Annotated in this window: 9 protein-coding genes and 1 tRNA gene; 6 read left to right on the forward strand and 4 right to left on the reverse strand. The window is 65.6% G+C overall.

What is annotated here, in order from left to right:
* Positions 1-66 precede the first annotated feature (66 nt).
* The gene (locus tag HN018_RS10050; RefSeq protein ID WP_171833984.1) at positions 67-720 is read right to left on the reverse strand and encodes a ribonuclease D; all 654 of its coding nucleotides are present in this window, start codon (positions 718-720) and stop codon (positions 67-69) included.
* 149 nt (positions 721-869) lie between these two features.
* Positions 870-956: transfer RNA gene (locus HN018_RS10055), tRNA-Leu, on the reverse strand.
* A 204-nt stretch (positions 957-1,160) separates the two neighbouring features.
* Here HN018_RS10055 and HN018_RS10060 point away from each other — a divergent pair.
* From HN018_RS10060 to gltB, 3 genes are all read left to right on the forward strand, one after another.
* Positions 1,161-2,108, forward strand: a complete 948-nt coding sequence (locus tag HN018_RS10060) for a complex I NDUFA9 subunit family protein (RefSeq protein ID WP_171833983.1) — start codon at positions 1,161-1,163, stop codon at positions 2,106-2,108.
* Between the two features lie 173 nt (positions 2,109-2,281).
* A complete protein-coding gene (locus HN018_RS10065) occupies positions 2,282-3,739 on the forward strand; it encodes an NAD(P)-dependent oxidoreductase (RefSeq protein ID WP_171833982.1) in 1,458 nt (485 codons plus the stop codon).
* 10 nt (positions 3,740-3,749) lie between these two features.
* A complete protein-coding gene (gene gltB / locus HN018_RS10070; RefSeq protein ID WP_239479189.1) occupies positions 3,750-8,309 on the forward strand; it encodes a glutamate synthase large subunit in 4,560 nt (1,519 codons plus the stop codon).
* Between the two features lie 100 nt (positions 8,310-8,409).
* On the opposite strand, the gene HN018_RS10075 is transcribed toward gltB, so the two are convergent.
* Together HN018_RS10075 and HN018_RS10080 are read right to left on the reverse strand one after the other, a co-directional pair.
* Positions 8,410-10,437, reverse strand: coding sequence for a glycosyltransferase 87 family protein (locus tag HN018_RS10075; protein WP_171833981.1), 2,028 nt, complete (start codon positions 10,435-10,437; stop codon positions 8,410-8,412).
* Between the two features lie 15 nt (positions 10,438-10,452).
* Positions 10,453-11,538 (reverse strand): class I SAM-dependent methyltransferase, encoded by a 1,086-nt coding sequence (locus HN018_RS10080; protein WP_171833980.1) that lies wholly within the window; start codon positions 11,536-11,538, stop codon positions 10,453-10,455.
* Positions 11,539-12,005: 467 nt separating this feature from the next.
* On the opposite strand from HN018_RS10080, the gene HN018_RS10085 reads away from it, so the two are divergent.
* The 3 genes from HN018_RS10085 to HN018_RS10095 all read left to right on the forward strand — a co-directional run bounded on the left by HN018_RS10085 (position 12,006) and on the right by HN018_RS10095 (position 15,327).
* A complete protein-coding gene (locus tag HN018_RS10085) occupies positions 12,006-13,637 on the forward strand; it encodes an inorganic phosphate transporter (RefSeq protein ID WP_171833979.1) in 1,632 nt (543 codons plus the stop codon).
* Positions 13,638-13,936: 299 nt separating this feature from the next.
* Positions 13,937-15,007, forward strand: coding sequence for a DUF1176 domain-containing protein (locus HN018_RS10090; protein ID WP_171833978.1), 1,071 nt, complete (start codon positions 13,937-13,939; stop codon positions 15,005-15,007).
* Positions 15,004-15,327 (forward strand): YnfA family protein, encoded by a 324-nt coding sequence (locus HN018_RS10095; RefSeq protein ID WP_171833977.1) that lies wholly within the window; start codon positions 15,004-15,006, stop codon positions 15,325-15,327. Before HN018_RS10090 ends, HN018_RS10095 begins: the two co-directional genes overlap by 4 nt.
* The last annotated feature ends 20 nt before the right edge of the window (positions 15,328-15,347 follow it).

A 15,347-nucleotide genomic window follows, 5' to 3' on the forward strand; every position in this document is an offset into this window, starting at 1 on the left:
TCAGGAGCAGGCTTGTATGGACATCGGGGTCGTGCGGCGTCAACCGAACCTACGCGCAAGCGGGATTCAGTGCGCGAAGATATCCGGAACCTCGTAGCCCAGCAGGTCGAGCCTGGCGCGGGCCGGCATGAAGGCGAAGCAGGCCTCGGCCAGATCGAGCCGCTGTTCGCGTATTAGCAGAGCTTCCAGGCGAGACCACAGTGCATGCAGGTGCAGGACGTCCGATGCAGCATAGGCCAGTTGTTCCGGCGAGAGGTCGCGTGCGCCCCAGTCGGAGGTCTGCTGCTGCTTGCTCATCTCGACGCCGAGCAGTTCGCGCGACAACTGGGCGAGGCCGTGCCGGTCGGTGAAGGTGCGCACCAGCTTGGCGGCGATCTTCGTGCACTTGATCGGCGCTACCGTGATGCCGAGTGCATGCTGAAGGATGGCCACGTCGAACCGTGCGAAATGCATCAGCTTCACCACGCCGGTATCAGACATCAGCCGCTTCAGGTTCGGACAGTCGGCGCCATGTCCACCCAGCCGGGATGGTATGATCTGGACCAGGTGCGCGGTGCCGTCGCCGGCGGAGAGCTGCACCAGACAGAGACGGTCGCGGTGCGGTTCGAGACCCATGGTCTCGGTATCGACGGCAACGGAGGCACCGAGAGAGATGCCGTCCGGAAGGTCGCCCTGATGCAGGTGGATCGTCGCGTTCGGCATGAATTGCGTGACGCTCATGGTTTCGGTTCCACGACTTCCGACCGGGAATTCGCTTGAAATCAACGTCTTCCGACCGGGAAGCCGCCTGAAGAGTCAGCGTCTTGCAATATGTCGGGTGAGTGATCGGTCGACCATCCCGACCACTGGCCGGGATGTCGAACGTCCGTTGGTGCCCAGGAGAAGACTCGAACTTCCACGACCTTGCGGCCACAGATACCTGAAACCTGCGCGTCTACCAATTCCGCCACCTGGGCTCAAGGGGCAACCGCGAAACAACCGATCCGCGGGTGGTAGCGGCGATGTAACGGGGCGCAAGGGTGCCGTCAACTGGCTGCGCGCATGAAGGTGCGCAATGCCGCGACGGCGATGCGGCGACGCTTGAACTGGATGTCCCGGCGTGGCTTGAGGCTTGCGCCTTGCCGCCTATAGTGTTGGCGAGGCATGAGGATCGAATACGAATGGCAACCCGCAGCGTAGCGACGGTGTTCGGCGGCTCCGGCTTCCTGGGGCGCTACATCGTCCGGCGGCTGGCAGCCGATGGCCATGTGGTGCGTGTCGCCGCGCGTCACACCGCCAGTGCCAATGCATTACGGATGATGGGACGGGTCGGGCAGGTCGTGCCGATGTTCGCGTCACTTGCCGACGAGGCATCGGTGGCACGTGCACTCGAGGGCACCGATATCGTCGTCAACCTGGTCGGCATCCTGGCCGAGGCCCGCCGTGGCGACTTCCGGCGCGTGCACGAGGAAGGCGCTGGCCGGATCGCAAGGCTCGCCGCTGTCGCGGGCACGACCCGCCTGGTCCAGATGTCGGCGATCGGTGCCGATCCAGACAGTCCCAGCGCTTACGGAAAGAGCAAGGCGGGCGGCGAGGCGGCCGTGCGGGCCGCATTCCCGAGTGCCACGATCCTGCGCCCGTCGGTGGTGTTCGGTCCGGAGGACGCGTTCTTCAACCGGTTCGGCGCGATGGCCAGGTTGTCGCCGATCATGCCGGTGTTCAGCGGCGAGACGAAGTTGCAGCCGGTCTATGCAGGCGACGTCGCCGACGCGGTGCGGGCGGTGGTGCAGGAGAATGCACCGGGTGGCGGTCTGTATGAGCTCGGCGGGCCCAGGGTCTGGAGCTTCCGTGAGCTGCTGGCCTGGATGCTGGCGGAGATGCATCGCAAGCGCCCGCTGATATCGGTGCCGATGGGACTGGCCCGCATCCAGGCGGCCCTGCTGGAGCATGTGCCGGGCAAGCCATTGACCCGAGACCAGCTGGCGATGCTCTCCCGCGACAATGTCGTTGCGGCCGGAGCAGCTGACCTGGAAACGCTGGGTATCGTGCCGACACCGGTCGAGCTTGTGGTGCCGTCTTATATCGCCCGCTACCGGCCAGGCGGCGGGCGCAAGGAAGAGCTCGACTAGACTAGGGCCGAAACGGACCTTGTTTTCGCCTAGTTGGATCAGATTTTAATGCTTGCCGGCCCGAATATCCCAAGAATGGCAGCAATACTGTCTTTTATGTAGCGTTTTGTCTCCGTTATGGTGGTGCAGCCCCGGCGTCCGGTGTGGGAGCATGAACTACTAGGGGATATGCCATGGTCGATCGGATGCTGCAGTTCGTGTCGGTGCATCAGCACCAGCCGGATAAGCGGGTCGCCGCCGAGCGTCGGCACGATTTCGACGAGATCTATCGTGACTTCGATATCCCTCAGGCCGAAGTGCAATCGAGCCGTTGCTCCCAGTGTGGCGTACCGTTCTGTTCGGTGCACTGCCCGCTTTCGAACCACATCCCGGACTGGTTGAAGCTCACCGCGGAAGGCCGCCTCGAGGAGGCTTACGAGGTCAGCTCGGCGACCAACAACTTCCCCGAGATCTGCGGCCGGATCTGTCCGCAGGATCGTCTCTGCGAAGGCAACTGCGTTATCGAGAAGGGGTTCGAGAGCGTCACCATCGGCGCGGTGGAACGCTTCATCACCGACAATGCCTGGGAGCAGGGCTGGGTGAAGCCGGTCCGGCCGAGACAGGAGCGTCGGGAGTCGGTGGGTATCATCGGCGCTGGTCCAGGCGGGCTGGCGGCCGCGGAGCAACTCCGCAAGCAGGGCTACCAGGTCCATGTCTACGATCGCTACGACCGCGTCGGCGGGCTGATGATCTACGGCATCCCGGGCTTCAAGCTCGAGAAGGACATCGTGCTGCGTCGCCATGCCTTGCTGGCCGAGGGTGCGATCGAATTCCACCTGGGCAAGGGTGTCGCCACCGAAGACAGCGACACCGAAATCTCGTTCGCGACCCTGCGGCACCGGCACGATGCGGTCCTGATCGCAGCCGGTGTCTACAAGTCGCGCGAACTGGGCGGGCCGGGCTCCGGGCTGCCCGGGATCGTCAAGGCACTCGACTACCTCACCGTCTCGAACCGGCGCTCGCTCGGCGACGACGTGCCCGAGTTTGATAGCGGGTTGCTGAATGCAGCCGGGAAGAACGTCGTGGTGATCGGTGGCGGCGATACCGCCATGGATTGCGTCCGCACCGCTGTCCGCCAGGGTGCCAAGTCGGTAAAGTGCCTGTATCGCCGCGACCGCGCCAACATGCCGGGATCGCTGCGCGAGGTGAAGAACGCCGAGGAGGAAGGCGTCGAGTTCGTCTGGCTGGCGGCGCCCGAGGCGTTCCTGGGCGACGACATGGTCACCGGCGTTCGTGCCGTGCGCATGAAGCTCGGCCTGCCCGATGCATCCGGACGACAATCCGTCGATGCCGTCGAGCAGAGCGGCTTCACCCTGGAAGCAGACATCGTCATCAAGGCGCTGGGCTTCGACCCGGAGGAGCTGCCGACACTGTGGGGCGAGCCGGCGCTCGAGGTGTCCCGCTGGGGCACGCTGAAGGTCGGCCAGAAGACCTTCATGACCAGCCTGCCAGGCGTGTTCGCGGCCGGCGACATCGTTCGCGGCGCCAGCCTGGTGGTGTGGGCGATCCGCGACGGGCGCGACGCCGCGGCACAGATGCATCGCTGGATGGGAGCGCGCGCCGAGCAGCCGCTCTCCGTTGCGGCCGAGTGAGGGCGTCACCATGACCGACAGGATTGACATCATGGACATCTCGACCGAGAGCGGCGAGCAGTTCGTCACCGCGTGGGCCGAGAACGCCAAGATTCTTGCGCAGACCTACGACGCATCGATGGAGCACGATGCCTGCGGCGTCGGGCTGGTGGCGGCACTCGACGGCAAGCGGCGGCGCGACATCGTCGAGGCCGGGATCGCCGCCCTGCGCGCGGTATGGCATCGCGGCGCGGTGGATGCGGACGGCAAGACCGGTGACGGTGCCGGCATCCATATCGAGATCCCGCAGGACTTTTTTGCCGACGCGATCAGCCGCACCGGCAATAACCCGGACGGCAGCCTGATCGCGGTCGGGCAGGTGTTCCTGCCCAAGACCGATCTCGGTGCGCAGGAGCGTTGCCGGCAGATCGTCGAGACCGAGATCCTGGCGTTCGGCTACGGCATCTATGGCTGGCGGCAGGTTCCGATCGACACTGCCTGCATCGGCGAGAAGGCCAACGCGACCCGGCCCGAGATCGAGCAGATCATGATTCGCAACACGCGCGGATCCGCCGATGTCGATTTCGAGCGCGACCTGTACGTGATCCGCCGGCGTATCGAGAAGCAGGTGATCGCGGCGCAGATCGGCGAGTTCTACATCTGCTCGCTGTCCTGCCGGTCGTTGATCTACAAGGGCATGTTCCTCGCCGAGAACCTGACCGACTTCTATCCGGACCTGCTCGACCAGCGTTTCGTGAGCCGGTTCGCGATCTATCACCAGCGCTATTCGACTAACACCTTCCCGACCTGGAAGCTGGCGCAGCCGTTCCGCAAGCTTGCGCATAATGGCGAAATCAACACGGTGTCCGGCAACACCAACTGGATGAAGAGCCACGAGACCAGGCTCGCCGATCCGGTGCTCGATCCGTTCATGGACGACATCAAGCCGGTGATCCAGGTCGGTGGTTCCGATACCGCAACGCTGGACAACGTGTTCGAGCTGCTGACCTTCACCGGCCGCGATGCGCCGATGGCCAAGGCGCTGCTGGTGCCGGCCGCGATCGCGCAGCCGGGGCAGACCAAGCCCGCGCACAACGCGATGTTCCAGTACTGCAACGCCGTCATGGAGCCGTGGGATGGCCCAGCCGCGATCTGCGGCACGGACGGGCGCTGGGTAATCGCGGGTCTGGATCGCAATGGTTTGCGTCCGCTGCGCTACACCATCACGTCGAGCCAGATGCTGGTGGTCGGGTCCGAGACCGGCATGGTCAAGATCCCCGAGCCCGACATCGTCAGCCGCGGCCGCCTCGGGCCAGGCCAGACCATCGCGCTCGACCTCGACGAGAGCCGGCTGTACGGCGCCGACGAACTGCTCGATGTGTTATCGGCCCGTCAGGACTTCGAGGGCTGGGTCACCCGGATCAACAAGATCGACCGGATCGTGCGCAGCGATTCCATCGAGCCGACCTACTGGACCGGAGAGGAACTGCGCCGGCGCCAGACCGCGGTCGGCACCACGCTCGAGGAACTCGAGATGATCCTGCATCCGATGGTATCGGATGGATCCGAGGCGATCGGCAGCATGGGCGACGATACGCCGCTCGCGGTGTTGTCCGAGCGGTATCGCGGCCTTGCCCATTATTTCCGGCAGGCGTTCAGCCAGGTCACCAACCCGCCGATCGACAGCCTGCGCGAGACCCGGGTGATGAGCCTGGTCACCCGGCTCGGCAATCTCGGCAACGTTCTCGACGAGGACGGCAGCCAGTGCGAACTGCTGCAGCTCGACAGCCCGGTGCTGACCAGCGGCGAATACGAGGCGCTGCTGCAGTTCCTGGGCACCAGCGCCTGCGTCATCGATTGCACCTTTCCGGCCGCCAACGGCGAGGCCGGACTGCGCGAGGCACTGACCCGCATTCGCCGCGAGGCAGAGGAGCGCGTCCGCGAAGGCTGCACGCATGTGTTCCTGACCGACGAGAAACAGGGGCCGGACCAGGCCTACATCCCGATGATCCTGGCGACCGGTGCGGTGCACACGCATCTGGTGGCGACATCGCTGCGCACCTTCACCAGCCTCAATGTGCGGACGGCCGAGTCGCTGGATGTCCATGCAATCGCGGTGATGATCGGCGTGGGTGCGACCACGGTGAATGCCTACCTGGCACAGGAAAGCATCGCGGACCGGCATCGTCGCGGCCTGTTCGGCGATATCCCGCTGCGCACCGCGGTCGAGCGCTATCGCAAGGCGATCGACAAGGGCCTGCTGAAGACCATGTCCAAGATGGGCATCTCGGTGATCGCCTCCTATCGCGGCGGCTATAATTTCGAGGCGATCGGGCTGTCGCGCGCACTGGTGGCGGAGTTCTTTCCTGGCATGCAGTCGCGTATTTCCGGGATTGGCCTGTCCGGCCTGGCGCGCAACGTGCTCGGCTTCCACGAGACGGCATGGCGCGAGGACGCGGTTATGCTTCCTGTTGGCGGGCTCTACAAGCTTCGCCGGCTGGGCGAGGTCCATGCGTTCGATGGCGGCCTGATCCATACGCTGCAGACCGCCGTCGCAAACGACAGCTTCACCACCTATCGCCGTTACGCGGATGCGGTGCGCCGGCAGCCGCCGGTGGCACTGCGCGACCTGTTGGATTTCCGTGGCGGTCGTGCTCCGGTGCAGGTCGAGGATGTCGAAAGCATCACCGAGATCAGGAAGCGCCTGCTGGCACCCGGCATCTCGCTCGGCGCGCTGAGCCCGGAGGCGCACGAGACGCTGTCGATCGCGATGAACCGGATCGGCGCGAAGTCGGACTCTGGCGAGGGTGGCGAGGACCCCGCCCGGTCCAAGCCGCGTCCGAACGGCGACAATGCGTCGTCGGCGATCAAGCAGGTTGGATCGGGACGGTTCGGCGTGACCGCGCAGTATCTCAACGATTGCCGCGAGATCGAGATCAAGATGGCGCAGGGTGCCAAGCCGGGCGAGGGCGGGCAGCTTCCCGGCTTCAAGGTGACCGGTCTGATCGCCAAGCTGCGTCATTCGACACCCGGCGTGACGCTGATCTCGCCGCCGCCGCATCACGACATCTATTCGATCGAGGATCTTGCCCAGCTCATCTACGACCTGAAGCAGATCAACCCGGAGGCGACTGTCACCGTGAAGCTGGTGGCGCGATCCGGCATCGGCACGATCGCCGCCGGCGTGGCCAAGGCCAAGGCTGATTGCATCCTGATTTCGGGCCACTCCGGCGGCACCGGCGCCAGCCCGCAGACGTCGGTCAAGTATGCCGGCCTGCCCTGGGAGATGGGACTGGCCGAGGTGCATCAGGTGCTGATGCTGAACCGGCTGCGGCACCGGGTGAAGCTGCGCACCGATGGGGGACTAAAGACCGGGCGCGACGTGGTGATCGCCGCCATGCTCGGCGCGGAGGAGTTCGGCATCGGCACCGCCAGTCTGGTCGCGATGGGCTGCATCATGGTGCGGCAGTGCCATTCGAACACCTGCCCGGTCGGGGTGTGCACGCAGGACGACAAGCTGCGCGAGAAGTTCGAAGGCACGCCCGAGAAGGTGATCAACCTGTTCTCGTTCATCGCCGAGGATGTCCGCAATATCCTGGCGTCGCTCGGCGTCCGCACGCTGAACGAGATCATCGGCCGCACCGACCTGCTGCACCAGGTAAGCCGGGGCGCCGATTATCTCGACGACCTCGACCTGAACCCGTTGCTGGCACAGGCCGATCCGGGAACGCATGCCCGCTACTGCACCCGCGAGGGACGCAACGAGGTGCCGGAGACGCTGGACGCGCAGATGATTGCCGACGCCAAGCCGCTGTTCGAGCATGGCGAGAAGATGCAGCTGCACTACAACGTGCAGAACACCCACCGCGCGATCGGCACCAAGATCTCCAGCCGGATCGTACGCCGGTTCGGCCAGGAAACCCTGGCGCACAATCACCTGACCGTACGGCTGCGAGGATCGGCCGGGCAGTCGCTGGGGGCCTTCGCGGTCAAGGGACTGAAGCTCGAGGTGATTGGCGATGCCAACGACTATGTCGGCAAGGGCCTGTCCGGGGCGACCATCGTCGTGCGCCAGCCGCCGTCGTCGCAGCTGGTGAGCAACCACAACGCGATCATCGGCAACACGGTGCTGTATGGGGCGACCTCGGGCGCACTCTATGCGGCCGGGCAGGCGGGAGAGCGGTTCGCGGTTCGTAATTCGGGGGCGGTCGCCGTCGTCGAAGGTTGCGGCTCGAACGGATGCGAATACATGACCGGCGGTACGGTCGTGGTACTGGGACCGGTCGGCGATAATTTCGGTGCCGGCTTCACCGGTGGCATGGCGTTCATCTACGACAGCGACGACGATTTCGAGATCCGTGCCAACCCGGACACGCTGACCTGGAGCCGCGTCACCGAAGCGCGCTGGCACGACGAGTTGCTGCGTCTGGTGGAAACCCATGCACGCGAAACCAGCAGCCGGTTCGCGGCCCTGCTGCTGCATGAGTGGAACAAGGCGTTGCCGAAGTTCTGGCATGTGGTGCCGAAGGAATATGCGAAGTACCTCGCGGCACCCGAAGCTGCCACGCCGACGATGACGATGGTTGGCTGAAGACGATCTCCCTGCGCCTTTTAATCATGGCGCAGGGAGACCACTTACCGGATCAGCGAAGCCGTCAAGCCGGTCCATGGGGGACCGGCGCCAGCCTGTGTCAGAGACATTCCTGCGGACGTGCCTGTCGTAGTGTCATGTCCTGAAGCCCGAACGCGAGATGTCGTGGCTCGGCGCTGATATGCAGTTCGTTGAGCGAGCGGATATCGCTGGTCTCGAAGCGGACCAGCACGACGTCTCCCCGTTGCCGGCCCGGCCCCACACACAGCAGGTGCTGCTCGAGTTTCTTGCCGTCGAGTGTCCACTTCGCGACCGGCCCGTCGCCGGCTTGCGCCGACATCCGGTGCGGCGGCGCACCCTGTGGTCCGTTCAGGGCCAGCGCCAGGACGAGTTTGCCGGATGTCGGTGGGGTATGGAACGCCAGCACGGCATTCTTCGACGTGGCCCAGGTCTGGTCGCGGCCGGTCGCATACCAGCCACTGATCTCGTAGATCAGGCCTGATCCCGTCGAGGAGAACAGGACCGGCTTGTCCAGCGCTAGGTCGGATGCGGCATAGGAGCGCGCACCGACGAGACGGCCGTGGCAGAACACCGTATCGAGCCAGACCATGCTCGGTGTCCGAAGACACGGTGACGCCAGCGTGATCCCGTGCCTGCTCATCGCGGCGCGGATCGTCGGGTCGATCTCGGTGTCGAAGTCGAGCAGCCACAGGCGGTCGCCGGCCTGACTGACGATGTGGTCGAGACGCTGTTCCAGATGGCCGCCCTGGTCGACGAGGCTGCTTTCCAGCGTGAAGGCGTGACCGGGCCGTGGGGCGACGGTGGCCCAATAGCCCTGCGGTTGTGACAGCAGGCCAAACACCTGGTCCGCAGGCACGCCTGCAGGGAGATGGGGGACATATCTGTCCGCCCACGGCCGATGGAAGAAGTCGGCGGACCGGGTGGTGACGACCAGGACCGACAGGGCTACCACGACCCCCGGCAGGCGCCAGTGGCTGGCGAACGTCCTGGCTACGGCGAGCAGGATGATCGCGGCGGCCAACATTTCCAGTGAAACCGCGTAGCGCTGGATCGGGCAGAGCAGGAGCCAGAAGCCGGAGCCGACGAGCAGCCAGACTGCGAGAGCTGCAAGCGGATCCGGCGGCTGCGATACGGCACGGGGGGACAGATGCCGGCAGGCGGAGTACGCCGCGATGAACGCTGCGACGGGCAACGCTACCGCGAGGCGGACATCGCGCACGACGATCTCGCTTGCCGCATCCGAGCCGAACGCCAGCGCGAGCGGCAGCAGCAACGCGTGACCGATGCCTTGCCAGTGGTAGCGGGGGTCACTGAAATCCGTAAGCCCGGCCGACGGCGACTGAAAGATAGTGTTCATGAACGGGAACATCGGGCTCGAATAATGTCGCCACATCAGCCACGCCCAGGCGCCGTCGGAGAGTGTGCCACCGAGGACCACGCCTGCGCCGAGCAATCCGAGAGTTCCGACGATACCCGTCAAGGTCGTTTCAGAGGGACTGGCAACGATTGCCGAAGCAGCCAGGGCCGGCAACAGGAACGCGTTCGTCGGCTTTAATCCGACTGCGATGCCGACGAAGAAGCCTGCGACCAGCATCCGGAGTGACCGGCGCTGTTGGCGTTCGGGCGCCCCGGGCAGCACCAGAAGCAGCCCCGACAAGGCCGGTGCCGCAAGGACCAGGTCGCAAAAGCTGGTGCCCGTCTCGGTCAGCACGATCGCCCCGGTGCACGCGGCCAGCGCGGCGGCGACGGCGACCCAGCCTCGGTGAGCAAGGTCCGTTCCGGTTCGCCAGGCGATCGCCCAGATCAGCATCACCCCGGCCAGTTGCGTCGTGGTGACCAGCAATCCGGCGGCGATCGGCCAAAGCACCCGCCGGGACATGTAGGGTAGCAGGTATGGCAGCGGATTCAGGAAACTCTGCGCGCCACCTGGCGCCACGTCGGCATGCAGATGACCGTGCAGGAGCGCATAGGCGTCGTAGAGATGGTAGTTCTGGAGATCCCAGTTGACGTCCTGCCCGCGCTGGATGGTCCATCCGAACATGACCAGCGTGACAAGCACGAGCGCGATCGTGAAAGATTGCGGACGCGAGATGGCGGGCGGCGGCACCGGTGAAATGCCTGCTCACGTCGATCGGGTCAGTGCCCCGCGAAGTGCACGCAACGGCCGGGTGATCCGCCATGAGGTCGAGCGATAGACGGCTTCCAGTTCACGCGATGCCCAGTCCGCATCGTCCGTGTCCAGGGGAACCGGGTCGATCGGTGCCGCGTGGGCGAGGGCCGTGGGAGCGCCGCAATCCGGGTCGGCCTGGACCTCCACCGGGGAAGCAGCTGCTGCCGGGGGGAGGTCGTCCAACCGTTGCAGATGCCATACCGAGGCCCACGGCACTGTCCCGCAAGGATGGAAGGTGCCGTGCCAGCCGGTCCGTGCAAGCGCCTCGCGGAAGTAGACATCGTCGAAGCCGAGTTCAAGCCAGCCGAAATTACGCGCAGCCCACAGCGCCTCTCCATCCATTCGCACGCCCCACGGGGTTCCATACTGCGCAATGATCGGCTCCGAGGCGAGATAGACCGATCCGCCGGGCACCACTGCCCGATGCAGGGCGCGCAGCAGGCGCATGTGATCGTCGCAGTGGTGGAACGAGGCAAAGAACAACGCGGCGTCATACGGCTGCTCGACCGTCTCGGCATGGAAGAAGTCGTCCTCGATCGTCGTGACGGTGACGCCGGCCGTCGCCGCGCGCAGGCAGATCACGTCCAGGAAATTGGGCTCGATGTCGATTACGGTCACATCGAAGCCGATGCGCGCGAGCTCGATCGTGGTGTTTCCCCAGCCCGGGCCGAACTCCAGGATGCGCGCTCCCGGCGGTAGCTCGAGCTTGCAGAGCATGTAGCCGATCGCCAGCAGATGGTGACCGGCAGTCCAGGAGCTTTTCAGGTAGTACGGAAACGGACAGGCCGCCTTGCCGACGGTATCGAAATGGCTGCGCTCGTTCAGGATTTCATAGGACCGGCCGGCGATCGTGCGGTAGAGCGTCATCTGGAAGTCGCGATAGGCCGGGCTGAATGGATCTGCCGGCGCCTCGCTCGAAAAATCCATCCGGAAGCTGTTGAACAGCCGCCGCATCGCGTCGTCGGAGTCATGCGCCAGGATGTGGTTACACTCGGCGATCTTGATTTCCAGATCGGCCAGGCTGGCGATGACGTCCATGCCGGATATCTCCTGGGCGGTCCATACCGCGGCAACTCGAGAACGTCCGGGTGTGAGTATCAACAAGATGAACCCGGCCCCGAACCCGCGGACAAGCGTTCAGCCCGAGCCGGTCGTTCCGCAGGCAGACAGGATGCGCACACTGCAAGAAGCGCGCAACACATCACCCTGGCCATCCCTTAGCCTGGCACACCCAAGGCTGGATCAGGCCATCTGAGGTTCTGGCCGCGCCGACCCGGGGCGCTGGTCCGTCGCTGGCGGGTCGGCCGGAGCTGGCCACAGGGCCTCGGCGGGACAGCCGGCTGGCCTGCCGACCAGAGCGTGGCCCGGCCGAAGCAAGCTACAGCCTGAGGGGCGACCAGACCGCAACGCCGCAGTACAGATGTCATCGAAACGTCACGTTCTAAACGGTGCCGTCTTTCAAGCCCTGGTCTAGAAGATTGGACAGAACTTAAGCAGGTTGTTCCATGTCGGACGCTACCCTCGATACAAGAAGCCCGTTTGCGAAAACGGATACCGGGCAGCGACAGAAACGTGGCCTGCCCGGCATTTCAAGTGCCATCCTCTTCGTGGTGTTGCTCGCCGGAGGCCTGGGATACGCGATCTATGGTCTGGTGTCCGACATGCACGAGACCCACGCTGCACCACTGGCGATCGGGACGCTCGTCCTGCTGGGCCTCGCCCTGCTGATCGCGCTCGGCTTCGAGTTCGTCAACGGCTTCCACGACACCGCGAATGCGGTCGCGACCGTCATCTACACCCGCAGCCTGGCGCCCCCGATCGCGGTGGTGTGGTCGGGGTTCTTCAATTTCCTCGGCGTGCTGACGTCCTCCGGCGCGGTGGCCTACTCGATCATCACCCTGCTGCCGATCGACCTGATCCTCAACTCGGGCAGCACATCCGGCTATCCGATGATCTTCGCACTGCTGCTGGCGGCGATCATCTGGAACCTGGCGACCTGGGCGTTCGGCATCCCGAACTCCTCGTCGCACGCGCTGATCGGCTCGATCCTCGGTGTCGGCCTCGCCAACCAGCTGATGACGCCGGTCGGCGTCGTCAGCTCCGGGGTACAGTGGGACCAGGCATTCAAGGTGCTCAAGGCACTCATCTTCAGTCCGCTGATCGGGTTCGTCGCAGCCGGTGGCCTGCTGCTGCTCGGCAAGCTGCTGATCCGCCGCCCCGATCTGTGGAAGGCGCCGGAAGGCGACAAGCCGCCACCGCTCTGGATCCGTGGCCTGCTGATCGTGACCTGCACCGGCGTATCGCTCTCGCACGGTGGCAATGACGGGCAGAAGGGCATGGGCTTGATCATGCTGATCCTGATCGGCGCAGCCCCCACGGCCTTTGCTCTCAACCGCGCCATACCGGAAAGCAACACGCCGGCCTTCGTCGAGGCCAGCAAACAGGCCGCGACGATCTTCCAGGCGCATTCGAACGGATCGGCCGCGGTCGACCCGGGCAAGTCGCGGGGTGTCGTTGCCAATGCCCTGAAGACCAAGCAGCTCGACACCCCGGTCGTCTATGCTGCGCTGGCATCGCTCTCGACCGATATCGCCACCCAGATCGGCAGCTACGGCGCCATTCGCCGCGTGCCCGCCGAGGCGGTCTCCAACGTCCGCAACGACATGTACCTGGCGGCCGAAGCAGTCCGAACGCTGCCCAAGGCCGGCGCACATTTCTCGGCAAGCGATGACGCGGTTCTCAAGACCTATGCCGGGGACCTCAACCACGGCACCCGCTTCATCCCGGTCTGGGTGAAGGTCTCGGTCGCGGTGGCACTCGGGCTTGGCACCATGGTGGGCTGGAAGCGGATCGTGGTCACCGTCGGAGAGAAGATCGGCAAGACGCACATGACGTATGGGCAGGGCGCGGCAGCCGAGATCGTCGCCGCCGTGACCATCGGGCTCGCCGAAGGCTACGGCCTGCCGGTATCGACCACGCACATCCTGTCCAGCGGCGTGGCAGGCGCGATGGCGGCCAACGGCTCGGGCCTGCAGATGCGGACGTTGCGCAATCTCGGGCTGGCCTGGGTACTGACCCTGCCGGTGGCGATCCTGCTCGCGGGCAGCCTGTACTGGCTCCTGCATTTCGTGTTCTAGGCATTGCTCCTGCCCGGCTTCCGGCGGCTGCTGCAGTCGCCGGAAGCCGGTAGTGGCTCTGCATCGTCGTGTGCTCGTGCCTGAGCCGGCTGCGGCCGGGCGATCCAGGCTCACTCACCGGCTGTCAGTCCGTGTCGATCGGCCGCATCTGGCACTTCCGGCCTTTGTGGTATTCCTGGGGCTCACCTGATCGAGGGTTCCGTGATCCCGTCGCCATCTCAAGAACCCACACCACGGCCACGACAGGCCTCCGCCGACCATTACGACGTGCCAAGCAGGCTCTGACGGTCGCGATCGTCATGCACAGGACAGTCAGCGCGGCATCGGTCCTCTGCGGAGCGGTCCTGCTGGCATCCGCCGGACACGCCGCACCACCGCCGCCACCTCGCAGCGAGCCGGCATCGCAGGCGTTCGGCGACTGGCTGGCAACCTGCGACAACCAGCTCGACTGCGTTCTGGACGGGTTCGGGGCCGATGACACGGCGGCGACCTTGATCCTGAGCCATCCGCGCGGAGCGCCGATCACGACAATAATGCTGCTGCAACCCGACCCTCCGAGCAATCCGGCGTCCGTTCGGCTGCAGCCCGGGCGACGCGGTCCATCCGTCACGATGCCGATGCAGGCTTCTGTCGGCGCCGGCCCCTTGCGAGGCGCCCTGGGCCCCGCCGCGACAGCGTCGCTCGTGTCGATGTTGCGCGCGGGCGGACGCCTGTCGCTGGTAGGCCAGCATGTTGGCGGCGCGCATGCGGATGGAAAGCTTGGCAGCCTCGGGACGATCCGGCTGGCCGGCGCCGGCACCGCGCTCGACTGGATCGAGACGCGGCAGCATCGCCAGCCTGAGCCGCTGCCGGTGGTCCAGTCGCCGCCGGCCGGCATACTGCGCCCGGCCGATCCGCATCGGGTCCCTTTGATGGTGAGCACGTTGCCGGTGGTTCGTGCCTGCGGCCACCAGGATGCCGACGATCCATCACGCGCGCCGGCTGCCTGGAGCCTGACCGCGACCGTCGCACTGTGGCAGGTGCCGTGCGGTAGCGGCAATTTCGATAGCAGCTCGCTGTTCGTATTGACCGACGCCGGTCACCGGGCCGCTCCGGCGGCATTCTGGTCCCCGCCACAGGTTGGCCCGGGCCAGCCGGGACAGCTGATCAATGCGCAGGTCGGGCGTGACGGGATGGAGATCGTGGCGACCGAGCCCAGGCGGGGGCTCGGCGATTGCGGCGACCAGCGCGTGTATCACTGGGACGGCGTCCGCTATCGGCTGACGCTGGCCCGGCTGATGATCGCCTGTCATGGCCTCGCGCCGGAGCACTGGCCGGTGGTGTATCGCAGCCGGAGTATCCCGGCCGGCCCCGGACCGGCATCCCGATGATCACGGCACTCGCCTTCGTCATGGCATCGCTGGCCGAGATCGCCGGATGCTTCGGTTTCTGGCAGTGGGCCCGCGAGGGGCGGTCATGGTTGTGGCTGCTGCCCTCGCTGGTATCGCTGATGGCGTTCGCGCTCCTTCTGACGCGGATCGACAGCGCGTCTGCCGGCAGGGCATTCGCGGCCTATGGTGGTATCTACATCACTGCCGCTCTGGTCTGGATGTGGGCGGTGGAGGGACTGCGTCCGGACCGCTGGGACCTGGCGGGTGTCGCGCTCTGCCTGGTCGGGAGCATTGTCATCCTGCTGGGACGGCATGGATGATATCGGCAGCGCGATCGCGC

Source organism: Lichenicola cladoniae (assembly GCF_013201075.1).
Taxonomy (GTDB): Bacteria; Pseudomonadota; Alphaproteobacteria; order Acetobacterales; family Acetobacteraceae; genus Lichenicola; species Lichenicola cladoniae.